At 40.5% G+C, this 17,071-nt stretch carries 17 protein-coding genes and 1 riboswitch; all 17 genes read right to left on the bottom strand.

Annotation, left to right across the window (positions count from 1 at the left end):
• Positions 1 to 31: 31 nt before the first annotated feature.
• The 17 genes from K8L98_RS16700 to K8L98_RS16780 all read right to left on the bottom strand — a co-directional run bounded on the left by K8L98_RS16700 (position 32) and on the right by K8L98_RS16780 (position 17,015).
• On the bottom strand, positions 32 to 1,285 hold the full coding sequence (locus K8L98_RS16700; protein ID WP_223436367.1) for an ATP-binding protein: 1,254 nt from the start codon (positions 1,283 to 1,285) through the stop codon (positions 32 to 34).
• Between the two features lie 164 nt (positions 1,286 to 1,449).
• Positions 1,450 to 2,262, bottom strand: a complete 813-nt coding sequence (locus K8L98_RS16705) for a histidinol-phosphatase (protein WP_223436369.1) — start codon at positions 2,260 to 2,262, stop codon at positions 1,450 to 1,452.
• A 66-nt stretch (positions 2,263 to 2,328) separates the two neighbouring features.
• On the bottom strand, positions 2,329 to 3,186 hold the full coding sequence (locus K8L98_RS16710) for a M23 family metallopeptidase (protein ID WP_223436371.1): 858 nt from the start codon (positions 3,184 to 3,186) through the stop codon (positions 2,329 to 2,331).
• Positions 3,187 to 3,584: 398 nt separating this feature from the next.
• Positions 3,585 to 4,727 (bottom strand): hypothetical protein, encoded by a 1,143-nt coding sequence (locus K8L98_RS16715; protein ID WP_223436373.1) that lies wholly within the window; start codon positions 4,725 to 4,727, stop codon positions 3,585 to 3,587.
• Complete coding sequence (gene sigX, locus K8L98_RS16720; RefSeq protein WP_223436375.1) at positions 4,724 to 5,260, bottom strand: RNA polymerase sigma factor SigX; 537 nt, start codon at positions 5,258 to 5,260, stop codon at positions 4,724 to 4,726. The genes K8L98_RS16715 and sigX overlap by 4 nt, the downstream gene beginning before the upstream one ends.
• A 297-nt stretch (positions 5,261 to 5,557) precedes the next feature.
• The gene (locus K8L98_RS16725; protein ID WP_223436377.1) at positions 5,558 to 6,136 is read right to left on the bottom strand and encodes a cob(I)yrinic acid a,c-diamide adenosyltransferase; all 579 of its coding nucleotides are present in this window, start codon (positions 6,134 to 6,136) and stop codon (positions 5,558 to 5,560) included.
• A gap of 71 nt (positions 6,137 to 6,207) precedes the next feature.
• Complete coding sequence (locus tag K8L98_RS16730; RefSeq protein WP_223436379.1) at positions 6,208 to 6,723, bottom strand: ECF transporter S component; 516 nt, start codon at positions 6,721 to 6,723, stop codon at positions 6,208 to 6,210.
• A 14-nt stretch (positions 6,724 to 6,737) separates the two neighbouring features.
• Entirely contained in the window at positions 6,738 to 7,157 is a 420-nt protein-coding gene (locus tag K8L98_RS16735; protein ID WP_223436381.1) for a DUF4430 domain-containing protein, read from the bottom strand.
• A 165-nt stretch (positions 7,158 to 7,322) separates the two neighbouring features.
• A riboswitch (cobalamin riboswitch) is annotated at positions 7,323 to 7,524 on the bottom strand.
• Positions 7,525 to 7,612: 88 nt separating this feature from the next.
• The gene (locus K8L98_RS16740; protein ID WP_223436383.1) at positions 7,613 to 9,418 is read right to left on the bottom strand and encodes an ATP-binding protein; all 1,806 of its coding nucleotides are present in this window, start codon (positions 9,416 to 9,418) and stop codon (positions 7,613 to 7,615) included.
• Positions 9,415 to 10,137, bottom strand: coding sequence for a response regulator transcription factor (locus K8L98_RS16745; protein ID WP_223436385.1), 723 nt, complete (start codon positions 10,135 to 10,137; stop codon positions 9,415 to 9,417). Before K8L98_RS16745 ends, K8L98_RS16740 begins: the two co-directional genes overlap by 4 nt.
• A gap of 224 nt (positions 10,138 to 10,361) precedes the next feature.
• The gene (ccsB, locus tag K8L98_RS16750) at positions 10,362 to 11,537 is read right to left on the bottom strand and encodes a c-type cytochrome biogenesis protein CcsB (protein ID WP_223436387.1); all 1,176 of its coding nucleotides are present in this window, start codon (positions 11,535 to 11,537) and stop codon (positions 10,362 to 10,364) included.
• Between the two features lie 25 nt (positions 11,538 to 11,562).
• Positions 11,563 to 13,200 (bottom strand): cytochrome c biogenesis protein ResB, encoded by a 1,638-nt coding sequence (gene resB / locus K8L98_RS16755; protein ID WP_223436389.1) that lies wholly within the window; start codon positions 13,198 to 13,200, stop codon positions 11,563 to 11,565.
• A 16-nt stretch (positions 13,201 to 13,216) separates the two neighbouring features.
• Complete coding sequence (gene resA / locus K8L98_RS16760) at positions 13,217 to 13,738, bottom strand: thiol-disulfide oxidoreductase ResA (RefSeq protein ID WP_223436391.1); 522 nt, start codon at positions 13,736 to 13,738, stop codon at positions 13,217 to 13,219.
• 100 nt (positions 13,739 to 13,838) lie between these two features.
• Positions 13,839 to 14,564 carry a 23S rRNA pseudouridine(2605) synthase RluB gene (gene rluB / locus K8L98_RS16765; protein ID WP_223436393.1) on the bottom strand — a complete coding sequence of 242 codons (726 nt, stop codon included), beginning with the start codon at positions 14,562 to 14,564 and terminating at the stop codon, positions 13,839 to 13,841.
• A gap of 178 nt (positions 14,565 to 14,742) precedes the next feature.
• Complete coding sequence (locus K8L98_RS16770; protein WP_223436395.1) at positions 14,743 to 15,270, bottom strand: spore maturation protein; 528 nt, start codon at positions 15,268 to 15,270, stop codon at positions 14,743 to 14,745.
• A gap of 1 nt (position 15,271) precedes the next feature.
• Complete coding sequence (locus K8L98_RS16775; RefSeq protein WP_223436397.1) at positions 15,272 to 15,865, bottom strand: nucleoside recognition domain-containing protein; 594 nt, start codon at positions 15,863 to 15,865, stop codon at positions 15,272 to 15,274.
• Positions 15,858 to 17,015, bottom strand: coding sequence for a D-alanyl-D-alanine carboxypeptidase family protein (locus K8L98_RS16780; protein WP_223436399.1), 1,158 nt, complete (start codon positions 17,013 to 17,015; stop codon positions 15,858 to 15,860). Before K8L98_RS16780 ends, K8L98_RS16775 begins: the two co-directional genes overlap by 8 nt.
• Positions 17,016 to 17,071 lie beyond the last annotated feature (56 nt).

A 17,071-nucleotide genomic window follows, 5' to 3' on the forward strand; every position in this document is an offset into this window, starting at 1 on the left:
AACAGAGAGCAGGCTGCCTGCTCTCTGTTTTTTATGCTCTTTTCATTGGAATTTCAATATCAACGGAAGTCCCTTCTCCAACCTTGCTGTGAAAAGAAATTTTACCGTTATGTGATTCAATGATTCTGTAGCTTACAGTCAGTCCCAGCCCTGTTCCTTTCTCTTTTACGGAGTAGAAAGGTTCACCAAGTCTTTTAAGTCTTTCTTCCTCCATGCCCTCACCATCGTCTGCAATAATAACGAGAGCATGTTCCTTGTATTGGCTGACTTTTATCTCAATGGCTGTAGAACCGGCTTCAATCGAATTCTTGATGACATTAATAAATACCTGTTTAAGCTGATTAGGCTCACAATCTATATCCGGCAGGCCGATTGCATGCCTAAATTTAATATTGACATTGTACATATTTGCCTGTGATTCTAATAAAGAAATGACATTGCACAGAAGCTGGTTCAAATTTGTCTTTTTAAAATGGATGTTCTGCGGCTTGGCCAGAACAAGGAGCTCGCCGACTATCTCATTGATCCTGTCAAGCTCGCTTTCCATGATTTCATAATACGTTTTATTTACACTGTCATTTTTATTCATAAGCTGAACAAAACCCTTTAAGGAAGTCAGAGGATTTCTTATTTCGTGAGCTACGCTTGCAGCAAGTCCGCCGACAACACTTAATTTTTCAGCCTTTTGCAGACGGTCTTCCGCTTCTTTCATTTGGGTAATATCGCGTCCGATTACGACTAGCGCCTTCCTGCTTTCGTCTTCGTTAAACAGTGGCACCTTGATCGTATCAAACGTTTTAAAGCTGCCATCCGGCAATGAGATAATCTCTTCACTTCGGCTGACAGCTCCGCCCTGCCATGTGATCTCGTCAGACTTTTCGCAATAAAGCAGTGCCTCTTTATAAAAGTCAGTGTACTCAGCAAGCTCCCTGTCTGTTTTTCCTTTATAGTCGACACCCTGAAGCTGAAATAAATTCAAACCAAACGTATTCACTTCAATCCAGCGGCCTTGTCCATCTTTGAAATTCACAAAATCCACCATGGAATTGATAAGAGACAAAAGCTTTTCTTTCTCACGTTCTAGTTCCTTAAACTGTTCATTTTTATTAATCAGGTAATAGATGAAAATACTTGTTGCTACTATAAATGCGACAGCTTTTAATTTTGAAATTAGAATAGACGTATAAACATCGTAGTCAAAAAATGCAACTAGATGATCGGTCCCAAAAACCCAGATAATACTGATCAAAATATATATATAAAGAACTTTTTTCATATTCGACATGAGTATCTCCCGCAAAATGATATATAGACTTTCATTTTACTACTATTATTGACTAAATAGATAGGAGACGATTGAATTTTATCTATTCAGAAAAGAAAGTGAAAATAATTTTTTACACACTAAAAAACAGTGCTATTTCAAATGAAATAACACTGTTCACTCGATTATTTAAGAGGCACTTCTTTTCGTTCCCCTTTTTGGAACGTCATTAATGAAGAATAGCCGACTTTTTCTGCAAGGGCAATGGCCTGGTCATAATCCGCACCTACGTCACCTGGTATATGAGCGTCAGAAGAAAGGACGATTGGAATGTTTTTCTGGAAACAAAGCGATAGAAGCCTCTCATCCGGATACAGCTCCCCAACAGGTTTTCTTAAGCCGGCTGTGCTGATCTCAACACAGGTTTTCGAAGAGGCAAGGGCATCTGTTGCCCGTTCATACTGCTTCATTAAAAATTCTTCATCGCCTGGCACATATTTAAAAATCTTTACTAAATCTAGATGACCCACAATATCAAATAAATTGGACTGTGCAAGAGTTACGACCTGATCGAAGTATTTTTCATACACTTCATTCACATCACGCCTGTCCCATTCATGTAGAAATTCTTTTAAGTCAATGCCAAAGTCATCAACCCAGTGGATTGAACCTATTACATAATCAAAATCATATGTATCAATGAACCTTTTCATCTCGGCATGCTTTCCTGGCGTATAGTCCATCTCAATAGACATTTTCACATCAATTCCATGATTCCAGGCCTCTTTAAAGAGATCAACATAGTCCTTCATATCATAGTATCGTCTTTCTTCAACCCATGGATTGCTGAGTATATCTTTAGTCTGATAAAAATGATAGGCATGCTCTGAGATTCCAAAATGCTGAATGCCTTTTTTTGCAGCTTCATCTGTGAATTGCTTCAAATATTCAAGTGTCAGGCTGCCTCGTTCTAAATGATTGTGATAGTCTGTGCGCATCGTCTTCCCCCTGCAAGTTTTGTCCATTATAACTTTTTTTGCGCAGTGTGACAATGCATTTTCTGTTTATTCTGAAGAACTGGAATGATTAGAGATTTTTAAGTTCTGATAAGGAAAAATCGCTTCACTTTTCAAACGATTTTCTTTTTTCAGCTGCTGAACAGAAACTTGAAACTCATCTGCAATTGAAAAAAGTGTATCTCCCTTTTTAACTGTGTACGTTTTAGATTTCGCCTGTTCTTTTACGATTAGCCTTTGGCCAATTGCCAAACTGTCTAAAGTAAGCCCGTTCAGCCCTTTTAAGGCTTCAACGGAAAGACCGTATGCTTTTGAAAGCCCCCACAGCGTGTCCCCTTTTTTAACAGTAATTGCAGCTGGATTTTTCACTTCAGCAGAGGCGGGCTGAGAAAGGACAGGCACTGTTTCAATCTTGTTTGCAGCCACCATCAGAAATGGATCAACAGCATTTTTTTTATCGTAAGTCCACTTTTCCTTATGTACTTCAAAATGAAGATGTGTCCCTCTGGAAACCCCGGTATTTCCAATAATGCCAATTTCCTGTCCTTTCTCCACTTTAGCAGTTTCCGAGACTGACCTTTTGCTTAAATGAGCATAGACTGTTTCATAGCCTTCAGGATGATGAATAAATACAACATGTCCATATGTATCTGAATAATAGGATTTCGTAACAAGGCCCTCCTGCACTGACTGAATGATTGTGCCTTCAGGAGCTGCTATATCAATCCCTTTATGCTTGCCGCTTCTTGTTCCAAATGTATCTGTAATCGTACCCTTTATCGGGCTTGACCATTTTACAGCATTTGCTCTTTCTTCGGCCTTTGCCTGCGTTCCGCTTACGAATAATAGAACAATGCATACTCCGACTATTAATGCGATTGATAATCTTCTTAACAAATCTAACATAACTTCCCCCTAGATACTTGTTTGTCAAAAAATGACCAATACTAGTATTATGCAGGGATTTCCATTTCATACATGAAGATTGCCTTTACAAAGACCATCCTTGTTTTGATAAGTGCGTCAAGCAGGATTAATCCTGTATATTTTCTATAACTTTATCTACTTTTTGAAATGAGATTTTTTTATGAAACTGCTTGTTTACTTTTTTCTCTATTGAGGCAAACATACATGAAACTTGTTTGGCCCTTTTTTTAGTGCGAAATATGATTTTTCTGCGGGATATATCGGATTATTTGCGAAAAGGATCTGCTTTTTCAGCAAAATGGTGAAGTTAACAGGCTCGGCATCTTCCAATCCAAAAGAAAAAACCGCAGCATTCCTGCTGCGGTCTTCACATCTCTTTATTCATTTAATTCTACAGGATTTGGAGAAAATGGCACAGGCACTGCTTCTGTAACATTCATATCTCCGACTCTGTCTACATTTATTCCTTCAAACTTCACATTCTCATATCCAAACTCTTTAGCTGTCATGAGAATGGCTTCAAGCATCAGAGTATCTGATTCATTATCATCAATTGTTGATTCATCTGTAAACTCAATTGTTACGTTATGATTTTTTTCTTCAATCTCTTTAATGACCACTGTTTTTTCGATGACAGGCTTAAGCCCGAGCGTTCCATTGCCTTTCATTGCGGACAATGCCTCAGACAGCTTTTCGAATGGGAGAAGGGAAGGTGCAAGGAGTTTAGGCGCTTCTATGCTCTCCTGATATAGGAAATAAGCTTTTCTTTTGAATTTGTCCAGTTTCATCCCTTCCTGGAAGCCATATGCACCAAGCTCTATTCCTTTCTCTCCGTTTTTATAGTACTCTGCTTCTTCCACGCCCTGCCAGCGGAAAGACTCTTCAATGCCTTCAGTAAAAAGTTTGTTGTCTGTTTCTGAAGAGGACTGAGCAAAAGAATTTTCGTTCACGTCGATTAAAAGCTTAGAAGTCGTCCCTTCCGCATAATCAAGGTTAGTTCCCGTTAAAGAAGAAGAACTCAAGCCGAGCTGTGCTGGATCAAATGCTGAAAGAGCCGATTGAAATAAATTCAGATAATCTTCACTCTTCTCCATTTTAACGCTGACTGGAATCATGTTTTGAACTTGCTGATCAGGATATGCAAGAGTGACAATTGAAACCTGGTCTTCGGGACGGGCAACAAATGTGGTTTTTTCAGACTGAACGTAAAGGTTAGATTCACTCTTTAAACTTGAGTCCTGGATGGATTGCTCTGCTTGTTCATAACTTGCTTTGTCCATGCTTGAATCTGATTTGCTTTCATTTACTCCGAGCTGATTAAGGAAGTATGGCGATATCAATAAGAGAATTAAAAGTGCGGCGATGCTTGCGAAAGCAGGTGTCACCCAGGGCTTTCTGTGTTTATATTCATTTTTCGGCAATCGGGCATAAATTTCGGCAGAAGTCCGTTTATCTTCAATCACCGGAAGCTTTTTTATGGCTTTTGCAATTTGTTCTTCATTCCAATTTGATTTGTTCATCCCTTTAAAATCCCCTCCTCCCTCACATTATGGTCTGCCAAATGTTTTTTTAATGCTTTTAATGCTCTGTGCTGTGTGGTCTTCACCTTACTCTCAGTAAAGCCAAGTGCAGCCGCAGTCTCAGCAATGGACAGCCCTTGAAGATAACGGAGAATGATGACAGAGCGCTGATCTACTGTACAGCTGTCAAGAGAACGGTAAATTCCCTGCAATTCTTCATTTTGAGCGGCAATTTCCTCAGGCAATGGCTGAACATCCTTTATTTGCTGCCGGTCCCAGTCAAATGTTTCAAGAATTCTTTGCTTCAATGTTTTTTGCTTTCTGAAAAAGTCAATGGCAACATGCCTTGCTATAGAAAAAATCCACGTTTTTTCACTGCTTCTGCCTTCAAAGCTGTCATAGGATTTTAAAATGCGGATATATACTTCCTGAACGAGGTCTTCAGCCTGCTCACGATTTTTTACCATATAAAATAAAAATTGAAAAATATCTCCATGATATTTTTCATAGATCCTCTGAAAGGCCTCTTCCATGAATGTACCTCCGATCACACCATTAGTCGATTTTGTTTTATAAAAAGTTACATATTATTCACTATATATCTGTTCAAGAAAAGTTCAAGCGCCCGTTTAGCTCAAGCATGACAGATAAGAATCCGCAAGAAAAGTCCGTTTGTGACTTTTTTGGCGGATTCGTTCTGACACGCATCTAGGCATCGGCGCCGGCTCCGAACGCAGATATCTTTATTATATAATCCACAGCCTTTTGACTTTTATAAATTCCTGAACGTATAAAAAGGAAGGTGCTCCCTTCCTTTATTTCCAGCTATTTTATGATTGTTTAGGCTTCGTAAATACGATTGCGCTTCTTTCGTATTCTACATCTTTAGAGCCAAGCCTCGCATTCGCGACTCTTGCAGCAGCAAAGAAGTAATCTGACAATCTATTCATATATGTTAATACGTGTTCATTAATCTCCGTCTGCTTCTGCAGGGAAACGATGCAGCGTTCAGCTCTTCTGGCTACTGTTCTTGCAATATGTATCGCGGATGCTGCTTGTGTGCCTCCGGGAAGGATAAATCGCTGCAGCGGAGGAGCTTCAGCAGAATAATGATCGATTCTTTCTTCTAAAAATGCAATCATTTCAGCTGTTGTTTTATAGGGATGCTTCTGTTTGCCATGTATAACCGCAAGATCACTGCCGCAATCAAACAGTTCATGCTGGATCTTTTCAAATTCATGATACAAGTCAATCAGTTTTTCTTCATGAAGCCACGTCATGGCAAGTCCGACAAATGAATTTACTTCATCAATTGTGCCGTATGCCTCGACTCTTAAGTCATCTTTGTCGACACGGCCGCCAATTATACTTGTTTTCCCTTTGTCGCCAGTTCTCGTATACAGATTCAATTTTAAGCAGCTCCTTTAGGGTTTAAAATAAAAAGAGCGAATCTAATCGCTCTTTTATTTTACCATTTTTCTTATTGCATTGTTATGCCATAATCCTTCTTATTCAAGTAATACTCAAACGTTTTTCGCATAACAGGATAAAGCAGAAGAAAGAAAATTCCATTTCCGATTGCATGTGCTGTATCAAAAGGCAAGCCTGCAAGGTAATAAGCTAAGCCATGGTCAGTTAATACAAACATATTCAGTGATACAACAAACCCGAAAAGATAACCCGACAATACAGAAATGGGTGTAAAGATGATCAGACGATTTGATTTCACAAATTTGCCTAAAAAACCTGATAATAACGCGAGTGTACCCCATGCGAGCATTTGCCAGATTGTCCATGTTCCCATTCCGAGCAGCAAATTGCTCAAGAAGCAGCCTAATACGGCTACAATCATGCCATTTACAGGACCAATTAGGATTGAAGTAATCAGAATAATCGCTGTCATTGGCTGGACGTTCGGAACAAATTGAAAGGCCATTCGCCCTACAACTGATAAAGCAATCAGCAGGGAAAGCAGACTGATTCTTCTAGTTGTCATAACGTGATCCAGGATTACTCATATTTTCTTAAATCGAACTCTACTTTATCTCCATCTTTCAGCTCGATTTCATTAGCACCAGTCATCGCATCTTCTCCATTTACGATTAAGTGCCAGTAGGTTTTATCCTTATCGCTTGCCATCATTCCATCAATTCCGCTGATGAACCCTCCAGCTTCTTCCACTTCAAAATTCGCTTTCATTGCATCCATCAGAGTCTGCCCTTCTTCAAAAGATACTTCTTTTGAATCAACTTTCTCTGCCATTTCGTTTTTAGTCAGTGTAACAACAGCTTTTGTCTCTTCTGCTTTTTCTCCATTTTCAGCGGCCTGCTCTGATCCCTGAGCTTCCTTCTTCGGCTCCTCTGCTGTATTTCCGCAAGCTGCAAGCAGCGCTAAAAATAAAACAGACAGTAAGCTTAAAAATTTATTCACAACTAATCTCTCCTTCATCTGTATGTAACTATTTGGTGAAACATGAAACCACAAAACAAAAAGCCCATCTGCAGATGGGCTTAATAAACGGCATAATAAGAAACAGATTGTATGCAATGAAACATAAATCCTGCCGTTTCTATGCTCAACCCCCGAAGAATACAAACAATGTAAGAGATTCCGGCAGGTCTACTGACTTTTGCTTCATTCTCCACTTGAACCTTCCCATATAATAAACAGCAAGAGAGCCATCTGATTATATAGTGGTTTAACCAAAGTTTCGTCGGCAAATACAGTTGCGGGGACAGTTCAGGCATTGCACCCGATTCCCTATTAAGCGTAAAGCACCTATATCTCAAAATATACGATTTTTAATTCAGTCTTATTTTACATAAAATGACTCAGGTCTTCAACAGTAATTTTATAAGGCGTTCCTTATGAAACAAGAATTTTCGTCACGTTCTATCAGAAAGATCGCTTTTTCGAGGCAAATAGAAGCTGAATGCTGTACCTTCATTTACCTTGCTGTGTACATTGATCGTGCCGGAATGGGCATCTACGATGTTTTTTGCAATCGCGAGGCCAAGTCCCGTGCCCGAACGGCCTCTCGTTCTTGCTTTATCTGCTTTATAAAACCGTTCAAAGACAAAAGGCAGATCTTCTTCTACAATACCTGTACCTGTGTCTTTTACATCTATTTTCATGCCGCCTGCAACGGTTTGAACATGAATTTCAACAGATCCCCCTTCAAGCGTATGCCTGATCGCATTATCAATAAGATTCGTCAAAACCTGCTCAATTTTATCGGGATCTAAAACAAACTCAGGGTCATCTATCGAAAATGAAGAGGTTAACGTAATTTTTTTGTCCCTTGCAAGTCCCTGGAATTTTCGGTTGATTTTTTCAATAAACTCATGAATCGAGATTCGTTCTAAATTCAGAGAAATGTGACCGGCTTCCATTCTTGCCAGGTCCAGTAAATCGTTAACAAGTCTTCCCATGCGCAGCGATTCATCGTAGATTACCTGTGCAATCTCCTTTTTCTCTTCTTCAGAGCTTGCAATGTCATCGACGATCGCTTCACTGTATCCCTGCAGCATGGCAATCGGCGTTCTCAGCTCATGACTTACATTGGCAATAAAATCCTTCCGCAGCTTATCCAGCCTTCTCTCTTCTGTCATATCTCTGAGAACAGCAACTGCACCCCGAACATATGACTGGTTATAGAGAGGGCTCATAACCATCACCCAGCTTCTGCCCTGCAGATTGACCTCGACTATGTGTTCTCTCTCTGTGCTGACAACTCTTTGAAATAATTCTTTTGCTACTGGAGGGATTTCCTCTCCCTCATTAATTTGCATTTTTTGTTCGTAGTACCAGGACTGAAGAAACCGTTCAGCAGGGGGATTGGTGACGAGAATCGTCCCGTCAATATTCAGCGTAATGACTCCATCTGCCATACTGCTTAAAATACTGGTTAAATGTTCTTTTTCCTGGTTGAGTGCATTGATATTGAATTTCAGCTGCCTGCCCATTTGATTAAACGCGACGGCAAGCTCGCCAATTTCGTCATGACTTAAAATCGGCACCTTCGTATCAAATTTTCCTCGTGTAAGCTCCTGCGTTACTTCCCGCATTTTTCTGAGCGGATAAGTGATTCTTGTTGATAGAAAGAATGCGAATATCGTTGTTAATACAATGGCAATACCTGCCGCAAGCAGAATATATTTTGTCGTATGCTTTGTTGTTTCATGAACAGCAAGCAGCGACTGCGACATAAACACTGCCCCGTTTTCTCCATTTTTCAGCTCATAGGGTACGCCGACGACCAGCACTTCCTCGTTATTATCCGAACTGATCTGCTGCTCAATGGAGAGTTGGGTGAGCTTGCTGACATTTTTTTGATCTGCAAATACTTTAGACAGCTCGCTGTCATTCTGAATATCCTCCATTTCAAAAACAGGGGTACTGTCAAATTTCTTTGGTGAAAACCAGTATTTGTTCTGATCTTCCACGATGATGATGCTTGTAAGCTCATCGGCCAGTTCCCATGAGATTGACCTCGCCAGTTCTTGATCTTCATGTTTTTCAAGAATAACAGAGATTTTGTTGGCTAATTGTGTAAGCTCCCGTTTGGCCTCGTCCACATGATAATTTTCAATGAATTCCAGAAGTAGCACAGTCAGAATTAATAAAACAAATGAAACGAGCAATAAAATGGTAAACCACAGTTTACCGACAACGCTTTTCCAAAACATCATTCACTGCCTACCTCAAATTTGTATCCAACTCCCCATACAGTCACAATCATGGCAGCTGCATCCGGTGATACCTTGCTCAGTTTTTCTCTCAGGCGTTTTACATGTGTATCAACTGTACGCAGATCACCAAAGAACTCGTATTGCCATACTTCTTTTAATAATTTCTCGCGGTCGTATACTTTGTCCGGTGTTTTTGCGAGGAAATAAAGCAGCTCATATTCTTTAGGAGTTAAACTGACCTCTTTGCCGTCTGCAAGCACCCGGTGTGCATCGTGATCAATAGAAAGATGCGGGAACACGATAACATTTTTAGCTTTCGTTTCTGTTTTCAGGAATGATGTTGTCGAAGAGCGTCTAAGAAGTGCTTTCACTCGCAGAACGACTTCTCTTGGACTGAAAGGCTTTACGATGTAATCATCTGTTCCGACTTCAAAGCCCTGAACCCTGTTTACCTCTTCACCTTTTGCCGTAAGCATAATGATCGGAGTGGCTTTTTTCAGGCGCAGCTGTCTGCAAACTTCAATCCCATCGAGTCCGGGCATCATTAAATCAAGCAGGATTAAGTCATATTCTGCAGACAATGCCATTTCAAGAGCATCACTGCCGTTGTCAGCTTCTTCAATTTGATAGTTTTCTCTTTCTAAATACATTTTCAAAAGTCTTCTGATTCTGTCTTCATCGTCAACGACCAGGATTTTATAGTTCATGTTGTTTTCCATCTTGCTTCTCCTCCTTCAAGTACCCAATACGATTATCTTACCAAAAAACCTTCACTTTATATGAGTGAAGGCTCTCTTGATAAAAAAAGTACAAGCAACCGTTTAGCTTCTGCAGGAAAATCCGGGTTTGACTTTTCCTGCAGATTTGTGCTGGGGCGATGGACCTGCATACCAATGCGAAAAACTTTATACTTTCTTTTCTCTTAAAGAAAAACTCTTATTAACTATGCGTAAGAATGCAGACCGGCAATCACCAGATTGACAAAAATTAAATTAAACATGATGATGGCAAAGCCAATAACTGCAAGCCATGCTGATTTTTCTCCCTGCCATCCTTTTGAAAGACGCAAATGCAGGTAGGCTGCATAGAAAAGCCAGGTAATTAATGCCCATACTTCTTTAGGGTCCCAGCCCCAAAAGCGTGTCCAGGCGATTTGAGCCCATATCATTGCAAAAATGAGCGCTCCCAGAGTGAATACCGGAAATCCAATTGTAACAGATCGATATCCGATTTCATCTACTAAATCGAGGTTGACGTTTTTGGTGAGTGGCTGCAGGAAAGCTGAGATTCGCTTTCTCAAGATTAACCGGATCGCTCCGTATAATAATAATCCGGTGCCAATTGACCAAATGACAGTATTCAGCTTTCTCGCAGAAATAAGAGCGGGAACTTCAACAAGAGCTTCCATTTTGCCTTCTGTTAAAAGTTCGCCTTTATGAGGGCCTACCAGAGCAGGCATATTATAGATCATTTCTGCATTTTGCTCATTTTTATCTGTCCACTTATAAACGGCTTCATAATCCATCATTCTGAAGGTGCTTGTCATTGCAATAAATGCAATCGTAGCTACAAGTGTAAACATGACAACCTCAAGCCAGAATGTTTTCTTGGAATTTTTCGTTTGATCCACTGTCCGGATCAAATAAATCACACCTGCTATAAAGCTGATGGCAAGAATCGCCTGACCAAGAGCCGCTGTTGTCACGTGAATGTGCAGCCAGCTGCTTTGAAGCGCTGGGATAAGCGGTGAGATATCTGTCGGAAACATGCTCGCATAAGCGATAAGCAGCAATGCGACCGGCAGAGTAAATAGCCCTAAAACAGACACTTTATAAATAAAGTAGAGTACTATAAATGCCAGAACAAGCATCATGCCAAAGAATGTTGTAAATTCAAAAAGATTGCTGACCGGTGCATGACCGGATGCGATCCATCTCGTAATGAAATAGCCAACTTGTGCTGCAAAAGCAAGAATTGTGATTGCAATACCCGCAGTCGCCCATTTACTTGGCTTTTTGTATTCTTTCCTCTTATCACGGATGGCTCCGCCAAAAAGAAATGTCGCAGCCAGATATAAAATGAATGCTGCAAATAGCAAATTACTGCTTAAAGCCGCCACTCCTTTTCCTCCTTTATGACTTGTCTTATTTCTCGTCTGACTGATCCTTCGGCTTTTCAATCAATGTGCCTTCCAGCACTGAATCAATCTCATTTTTAATGCCGTACCAATTCTTATTTGTATGCCCGGCAAGAAGAATTCCTTCTCCGCTTCGTCTCAGCCAGATGCGCCGATGATTCCAATACATACCCTGGGTAACGCCAATCATGAAAATGGCTCCGCCAAGTCCAAGGAACCAAAGAGTATTGTCTTTGCGAACAGTAAGAGCTGAGAGATTCTTTGTTTCCACGCCTTCAAACTTCATTTTCAGCTGGTTGTCTTCATTTGGTTCGATTGTCTGCTGAATAGCAACGAAGCTTGTTTCGCCCTTAGGTTTATCAGGAGAAATCATTTTAAATACAAAAGCAGGATTATCTGGTATTCTCGTTCTCGTTGCAGGCTCTCCCTCACTGTTAAAATAAAAATCAGGAAGGTAGCTTGCCACTTCTACTTTATAGCCATTGCCCAAATCAAATTCTTTTTGAGGATCCAGCAGATCAATTGTCAGCTGTCCAAAGTTTTCCTCCGTCTCTTTGTCTACTAAACTAAAGGTCATTTTATTCAATTCATTTAATTTATAATCCACTTGATACAAAGCGTATGAATCATGCTTAAGCGGCTGATTTACTTTAATTTGCTCATCTTTTATTTTTTTTAGCTCAGGCTCTTCCCCGATAACCGCTTTACCCTGTCTCTCGTACAAAGTAACGTTCGTCTGATAATTTTTTACGACGCTGCCGTCCCCAACTCTAGTAAGAGCATCCTGAAATACTTCATCTTCGCTGTCTTTTTTGTATGTTTCCATCACAAACTTGTCGCTTTGGAGAAAATATTTGCCTTCTGTCCCCGGAATGACATTCGTTTCCCCTTCGCGAATCCAAATGACATCATCCACATACATTCCCGGTACAAACCTCAGCATAGCTCCAAACAAAAAGATGATCAGACCGATATGATTGACATAAGGCCCCCATCTTGAAAAACGATTTTTCTCAGCAAGGAGATTCCCGTTTTCCACTCGGACATGATAGCGTTTTCTCTTCAGTCTGTCTTTAATAATTTCAAGCTGTTCCTCTGCCTTGCTGACTGAAGAGGTTTCGCTGAATAATCGCTGTCTTCTCATAAAGCTTTCATGGCGTGTGACACCTTGTTTTTTCAGCGCGCGGTAGAGCGGTACAAAGCGGTCTAAGCTTGCAATGACCAATGAAGCGGCAAGCGCTCCAATTAAAACCATGTACCACCAGGAGCTGAATAACTCATGAAACCCCATTTGGTAATAAAGCTGACCGATTACCCCGTACTCCTCGCGGTAAAATTCCTCTGGAGTTACATTTGGAGGAATGTACATGACCTGCGGCAGGATTGTGCCGATTGCTGAAGCAATTAAGATCAGTACGATAATCCAGATGCCGACCTTTACAGATGAAAAGAAGTTCCAGATCTTATCCACTGGCGTTTTCTTATAAGTCTGTGAGCGTCTTGCACTGCCATCATATTTCATATCCAATAGCTTTTCAGAAACAGCTTGATTGCTGTCCTTTTCCTGAACAGGACGACCGCAGGATTCACAAAGAATCGTTCCGTGCGGATTACTGTGTCCGCACTTGCATTTCACTTCATTCATGATGAAAACTCCCCGTTTACGGCTTGATTGATTCCATATAATCCCTGACCATCCGCTCATTCATCTGGCCAGTGATAATTTCTGCTACTTTTCCATCTTTATCTATCAGAAATGTAGTCGGAAGCGGGACAACACCGTATGCTTCTAAAACTTGCCGGTCCTTATCCAGGACGACAGGAAAAGATAAATCATATGTATCCGTAAAGTTCTGTACGGCAATCTTTGATTCTGCGATGTTGACGGCAAGCACCTCTACACCTTGTTCTTTATAATAATCATACTGATTTTGCATATAGGGCATTTCGCGTTTGCACGGTTCGCACCATGTTCCCCAGAAATTCAGGAAAACGCCCTTCCCCTTATAATCAGAAAGCTGATGCTTGTCCCCGTTTATGTCTGTTAAGACAAAATCAGGGGCATCACTTCCAACCTTTACTTTTTCCTTGCTTGAGAAAAAGTTTGTATATAACGTATATCCAAGTGCCGCAACCAGCACAAAAAGGATGATCGATCTCATGAGCAACCGTCTTTTTTTCATAAAAAACTCTCCCATATCCTCATACATTTCAACTCATTATATCACTGTTTATTTCAAACGTTTTCTTAATAATTTGAAGTTTATGTGAAAATTAAAGGGCTTACTTTCCAAACTTGGCAAGTGATCTAAGCTGTTTGACCTCATGCGGAGATAATTCGCGCGCATCTCCTGTTTTCAATCCTTTTAAGTCAAGGAACGCATAAGTTTCGCGTTTTAGTTTCAAGACAGGATGTCCAATTGCTTCAAACATGCGGCGGACTTGACGGTTTCTGCCTTCATGAATCGTCAGTTCAATGATGCTCGTTTGCTTCTTTTTATCCAATGAAACAAATTTGACTTTTGCCGGGGCTGTTTTGCCATCTTCAAGCATAATGCCCTTTTCGAGCGCCTTCAGGTTTTCACGGAGCGGAATCCCTTTTACTTTAGCTACATACGTTTTCTCTACTTCACTGCTTGGATGCATGAGCAGATTGGCAAATTCACCGTCGTTCGTCATGATTAATATTCCGGAGGTATCATAATCAAGCCGTCCTACAGGATAAATACGTTCTTTGATCATCGGAAAAAAGTCCGTAACTGTTTTTCTTCCTTTATCATCAATGGCTGCTGAAATGACGCCGCGCGGTTTATAAAGAATAAAATAGACTGGTTCTTCCTTTTCAACAGGGACACCTGCTACTTCAACACGGTCATTTCCGGAAACTTTCACTCCAAGCTCTCTTACGACTTTCCCGTTAACTGTCACTTTTCCTTCTAATATAAGCTCTTCTGCTTTTCTTCTTGATGCAAGACCTGCATGAGCTATCACTTTTTGTAAACGTTCCATTTCTTTCACCTCGTTAACATCTTACTTCTTATCATTTTTTTATACAAGTTCTCATCAAATGAACCCTTTTAAAAAATGCATGAAGCCTTATTATCTCACAAAAACGGTAACAGTGAGACAAAAATATTTCAGCAAATAAAAAGAGGCTCCGCATTAACCGGAAGCCCCTTCAAATCTATTAAAAAATCATCATGACAATAATGATCGATGCAATGATTCCCAAAAGATCAGCTAGTAAACCTACTTTAAGTGCATCTCCCATCTTTTTAACCCCTACAGCTCCAAAATAAACGGTCAAAATATACAAGGTTGTATCTGTGCTTCCCTGCATGACTGCTGCAAGCCTCCCAATAAAAGAGTCAGGTCCGTAGGCTGCAATTAAATCTGTTGTCATGCCAAGTGCTGCTGTTCCAGAAATGGGCCTTATAAATGCGAGAGGAACAATCTCGCTTGGAACGCCGATTGTATCCAATGCCGGTTTCATCATGCCTACAAAAAATTCAAGGGCACCTGAAGCTCTGAAAATCGTAATCGCTACGAGCATGCCAACTAAATAAGGAATAATTGAAAAGGCAATATCAATTCCTTCTTTGCCGCCCTCTACAAATGTTTCATATGTCGGCACTTTTTTGAATGTCCCATATAATAGAATAAACCCGATGATCAGCGGGATCATCCATAAAGAGATTAGACTGATCATTCCCATCCTATTTTCTCTCCTTCCGCATTCTTCTATGATAGAAATAGCGGTCAATCAGAATGGCGCCTATGCCTGAAATGATCGTTGCAAGCAAAGTCGGGCCAACAATATCAGTTGGAGATTTTGAGCCGTATGTCATTCTTACAGCTATCACCGTCGTTGGAATTAAGGTAATACTTGACGTATTGATAGCTAGAAATGTGATCATGGATCTGCTTGCAGCAGGTTTGTCTCCATTTAATTTTTTCATCTGCTCCATCGCTTTAATACCAAGCGGAGTTGCTGCATTCCCCAGTCCAAAAAGATTAGCAATCATATTAGACAGAATGTAGCCCATTGCAGGATGATCTGCAGGAATCTCAGGAAAAAGCCTTTTTACAAATGGTTTAAACAGCTGGCTAAGTTTTTCAAGCAAACCCGCCTTTTCAGCAACCTTCATGAGTCCCAGCCAGAATACAAGGACGCTGATCAGTCCGATGCTGATGGTTACAGCATCTTTCGCGCCTTTGAAAACCGCAGCATTCACTTGTTCCATCGTTCCATTAATCATGGCGAAGACAATGCCAATGACAGTCAGCCCAACCCAAATTATATTAATCATAATCGCTGAAGCCTGCCCCAATGAAAAATAGCTTGCGGAGTTTCTCAAAAAGCGTCGCATCTGGTTTATTTGTTAAACCATTGTCATAATAAACAGGAACCTCATCCACTCTTTCGTCTTCAACAATAATCGTGATTTTACCGACAACGTTCGGCACATCCTCCGGGTCATCCCAGTTTTTTTCCGGTTTGAGCAAAGAAACATTGATCCTGAGTTTATCTTCCTCTTCTTCAGTAAGCGGATAGAACACATCTCTTTTTATAAAAAGCTTATTTTTATAGATTTTATCTTTAACCTTTATATTTTTTAACGTACCAGAATCTTTTATCTTAAACAGATTATATTTGCTGAACGCCATATTAAACATTCCTATATGATCATTCCAGTCATCTGAAGCATCAATGGTAACGGCTACTAAATTCATGCCATCTTTTTGAGCAGTCGAAACGAGGGTGCGTTTTGCCCTTTTTGTATATCCTGTTTTCCCTCCGGTGCTGTACTCATATAAACTTGTCAGCAGCTTATTCTTATTTCTCCATACACGATCCCATTGTTCATTCGGATTTGGAGCCCGATGAACCTTAGTTTCGGAAATCTTCTGATAGATTGGATTTTCCATTGCGTACCTTGTAAGGATTGCCATGTCATAGGCAGAGGAATAGTGATTTTCGTGATCATCCAGACCATGCGGATTGGCAAACTCCGTATTCATCATGCCGATTTCAGCAGCTTTTTGATTCATTAAATGAACAAATCCTTCAACACTACCTCCCACATGCTCAGCAATGGCTACTGCCGCATCATTGCCTGAACGGAGCATAAGACCATATACAAGATCTTCAAGTTTAATTTTCTCGCCTTCTTGCAAGTAGACCGCAGAACCCTCTGTATGTATCGCACGATTGCTTACAGTTGCCTTCTCGTCCATCTTTCCGGATTCAATCGCAAGAATCGCTGTCATAATCTTTGTAATGCTGGCAATTCTTCGTTTGGTATGGGCGTCTTTCTCAAATAGGACTCTTCCGGATTCCTGTTCAATTAAAATCGCACTTCTTGCGCTCACGCCCATTTCTGCAGAAGAATGGCGCGGTACTGATATCAGCAAGAAGAAGATAAGTACGATTGCTGTTATCTGTTTCCATTGCCGCATAACACCCACGTCCTTTTATTGTTTTGTACAAGTTTATGCGGATGGACAAAGGTTAT

The organism is Metabacillus dongyingensis, from assembly GCF_019933155.2.
GTDB classification, from domain to species: domain Bacteria; phylum Bacillota; class Bacilli; order Bacillales; family Bacillaceae; genus Bacillus_P; species Bacillus_P dongyingensis.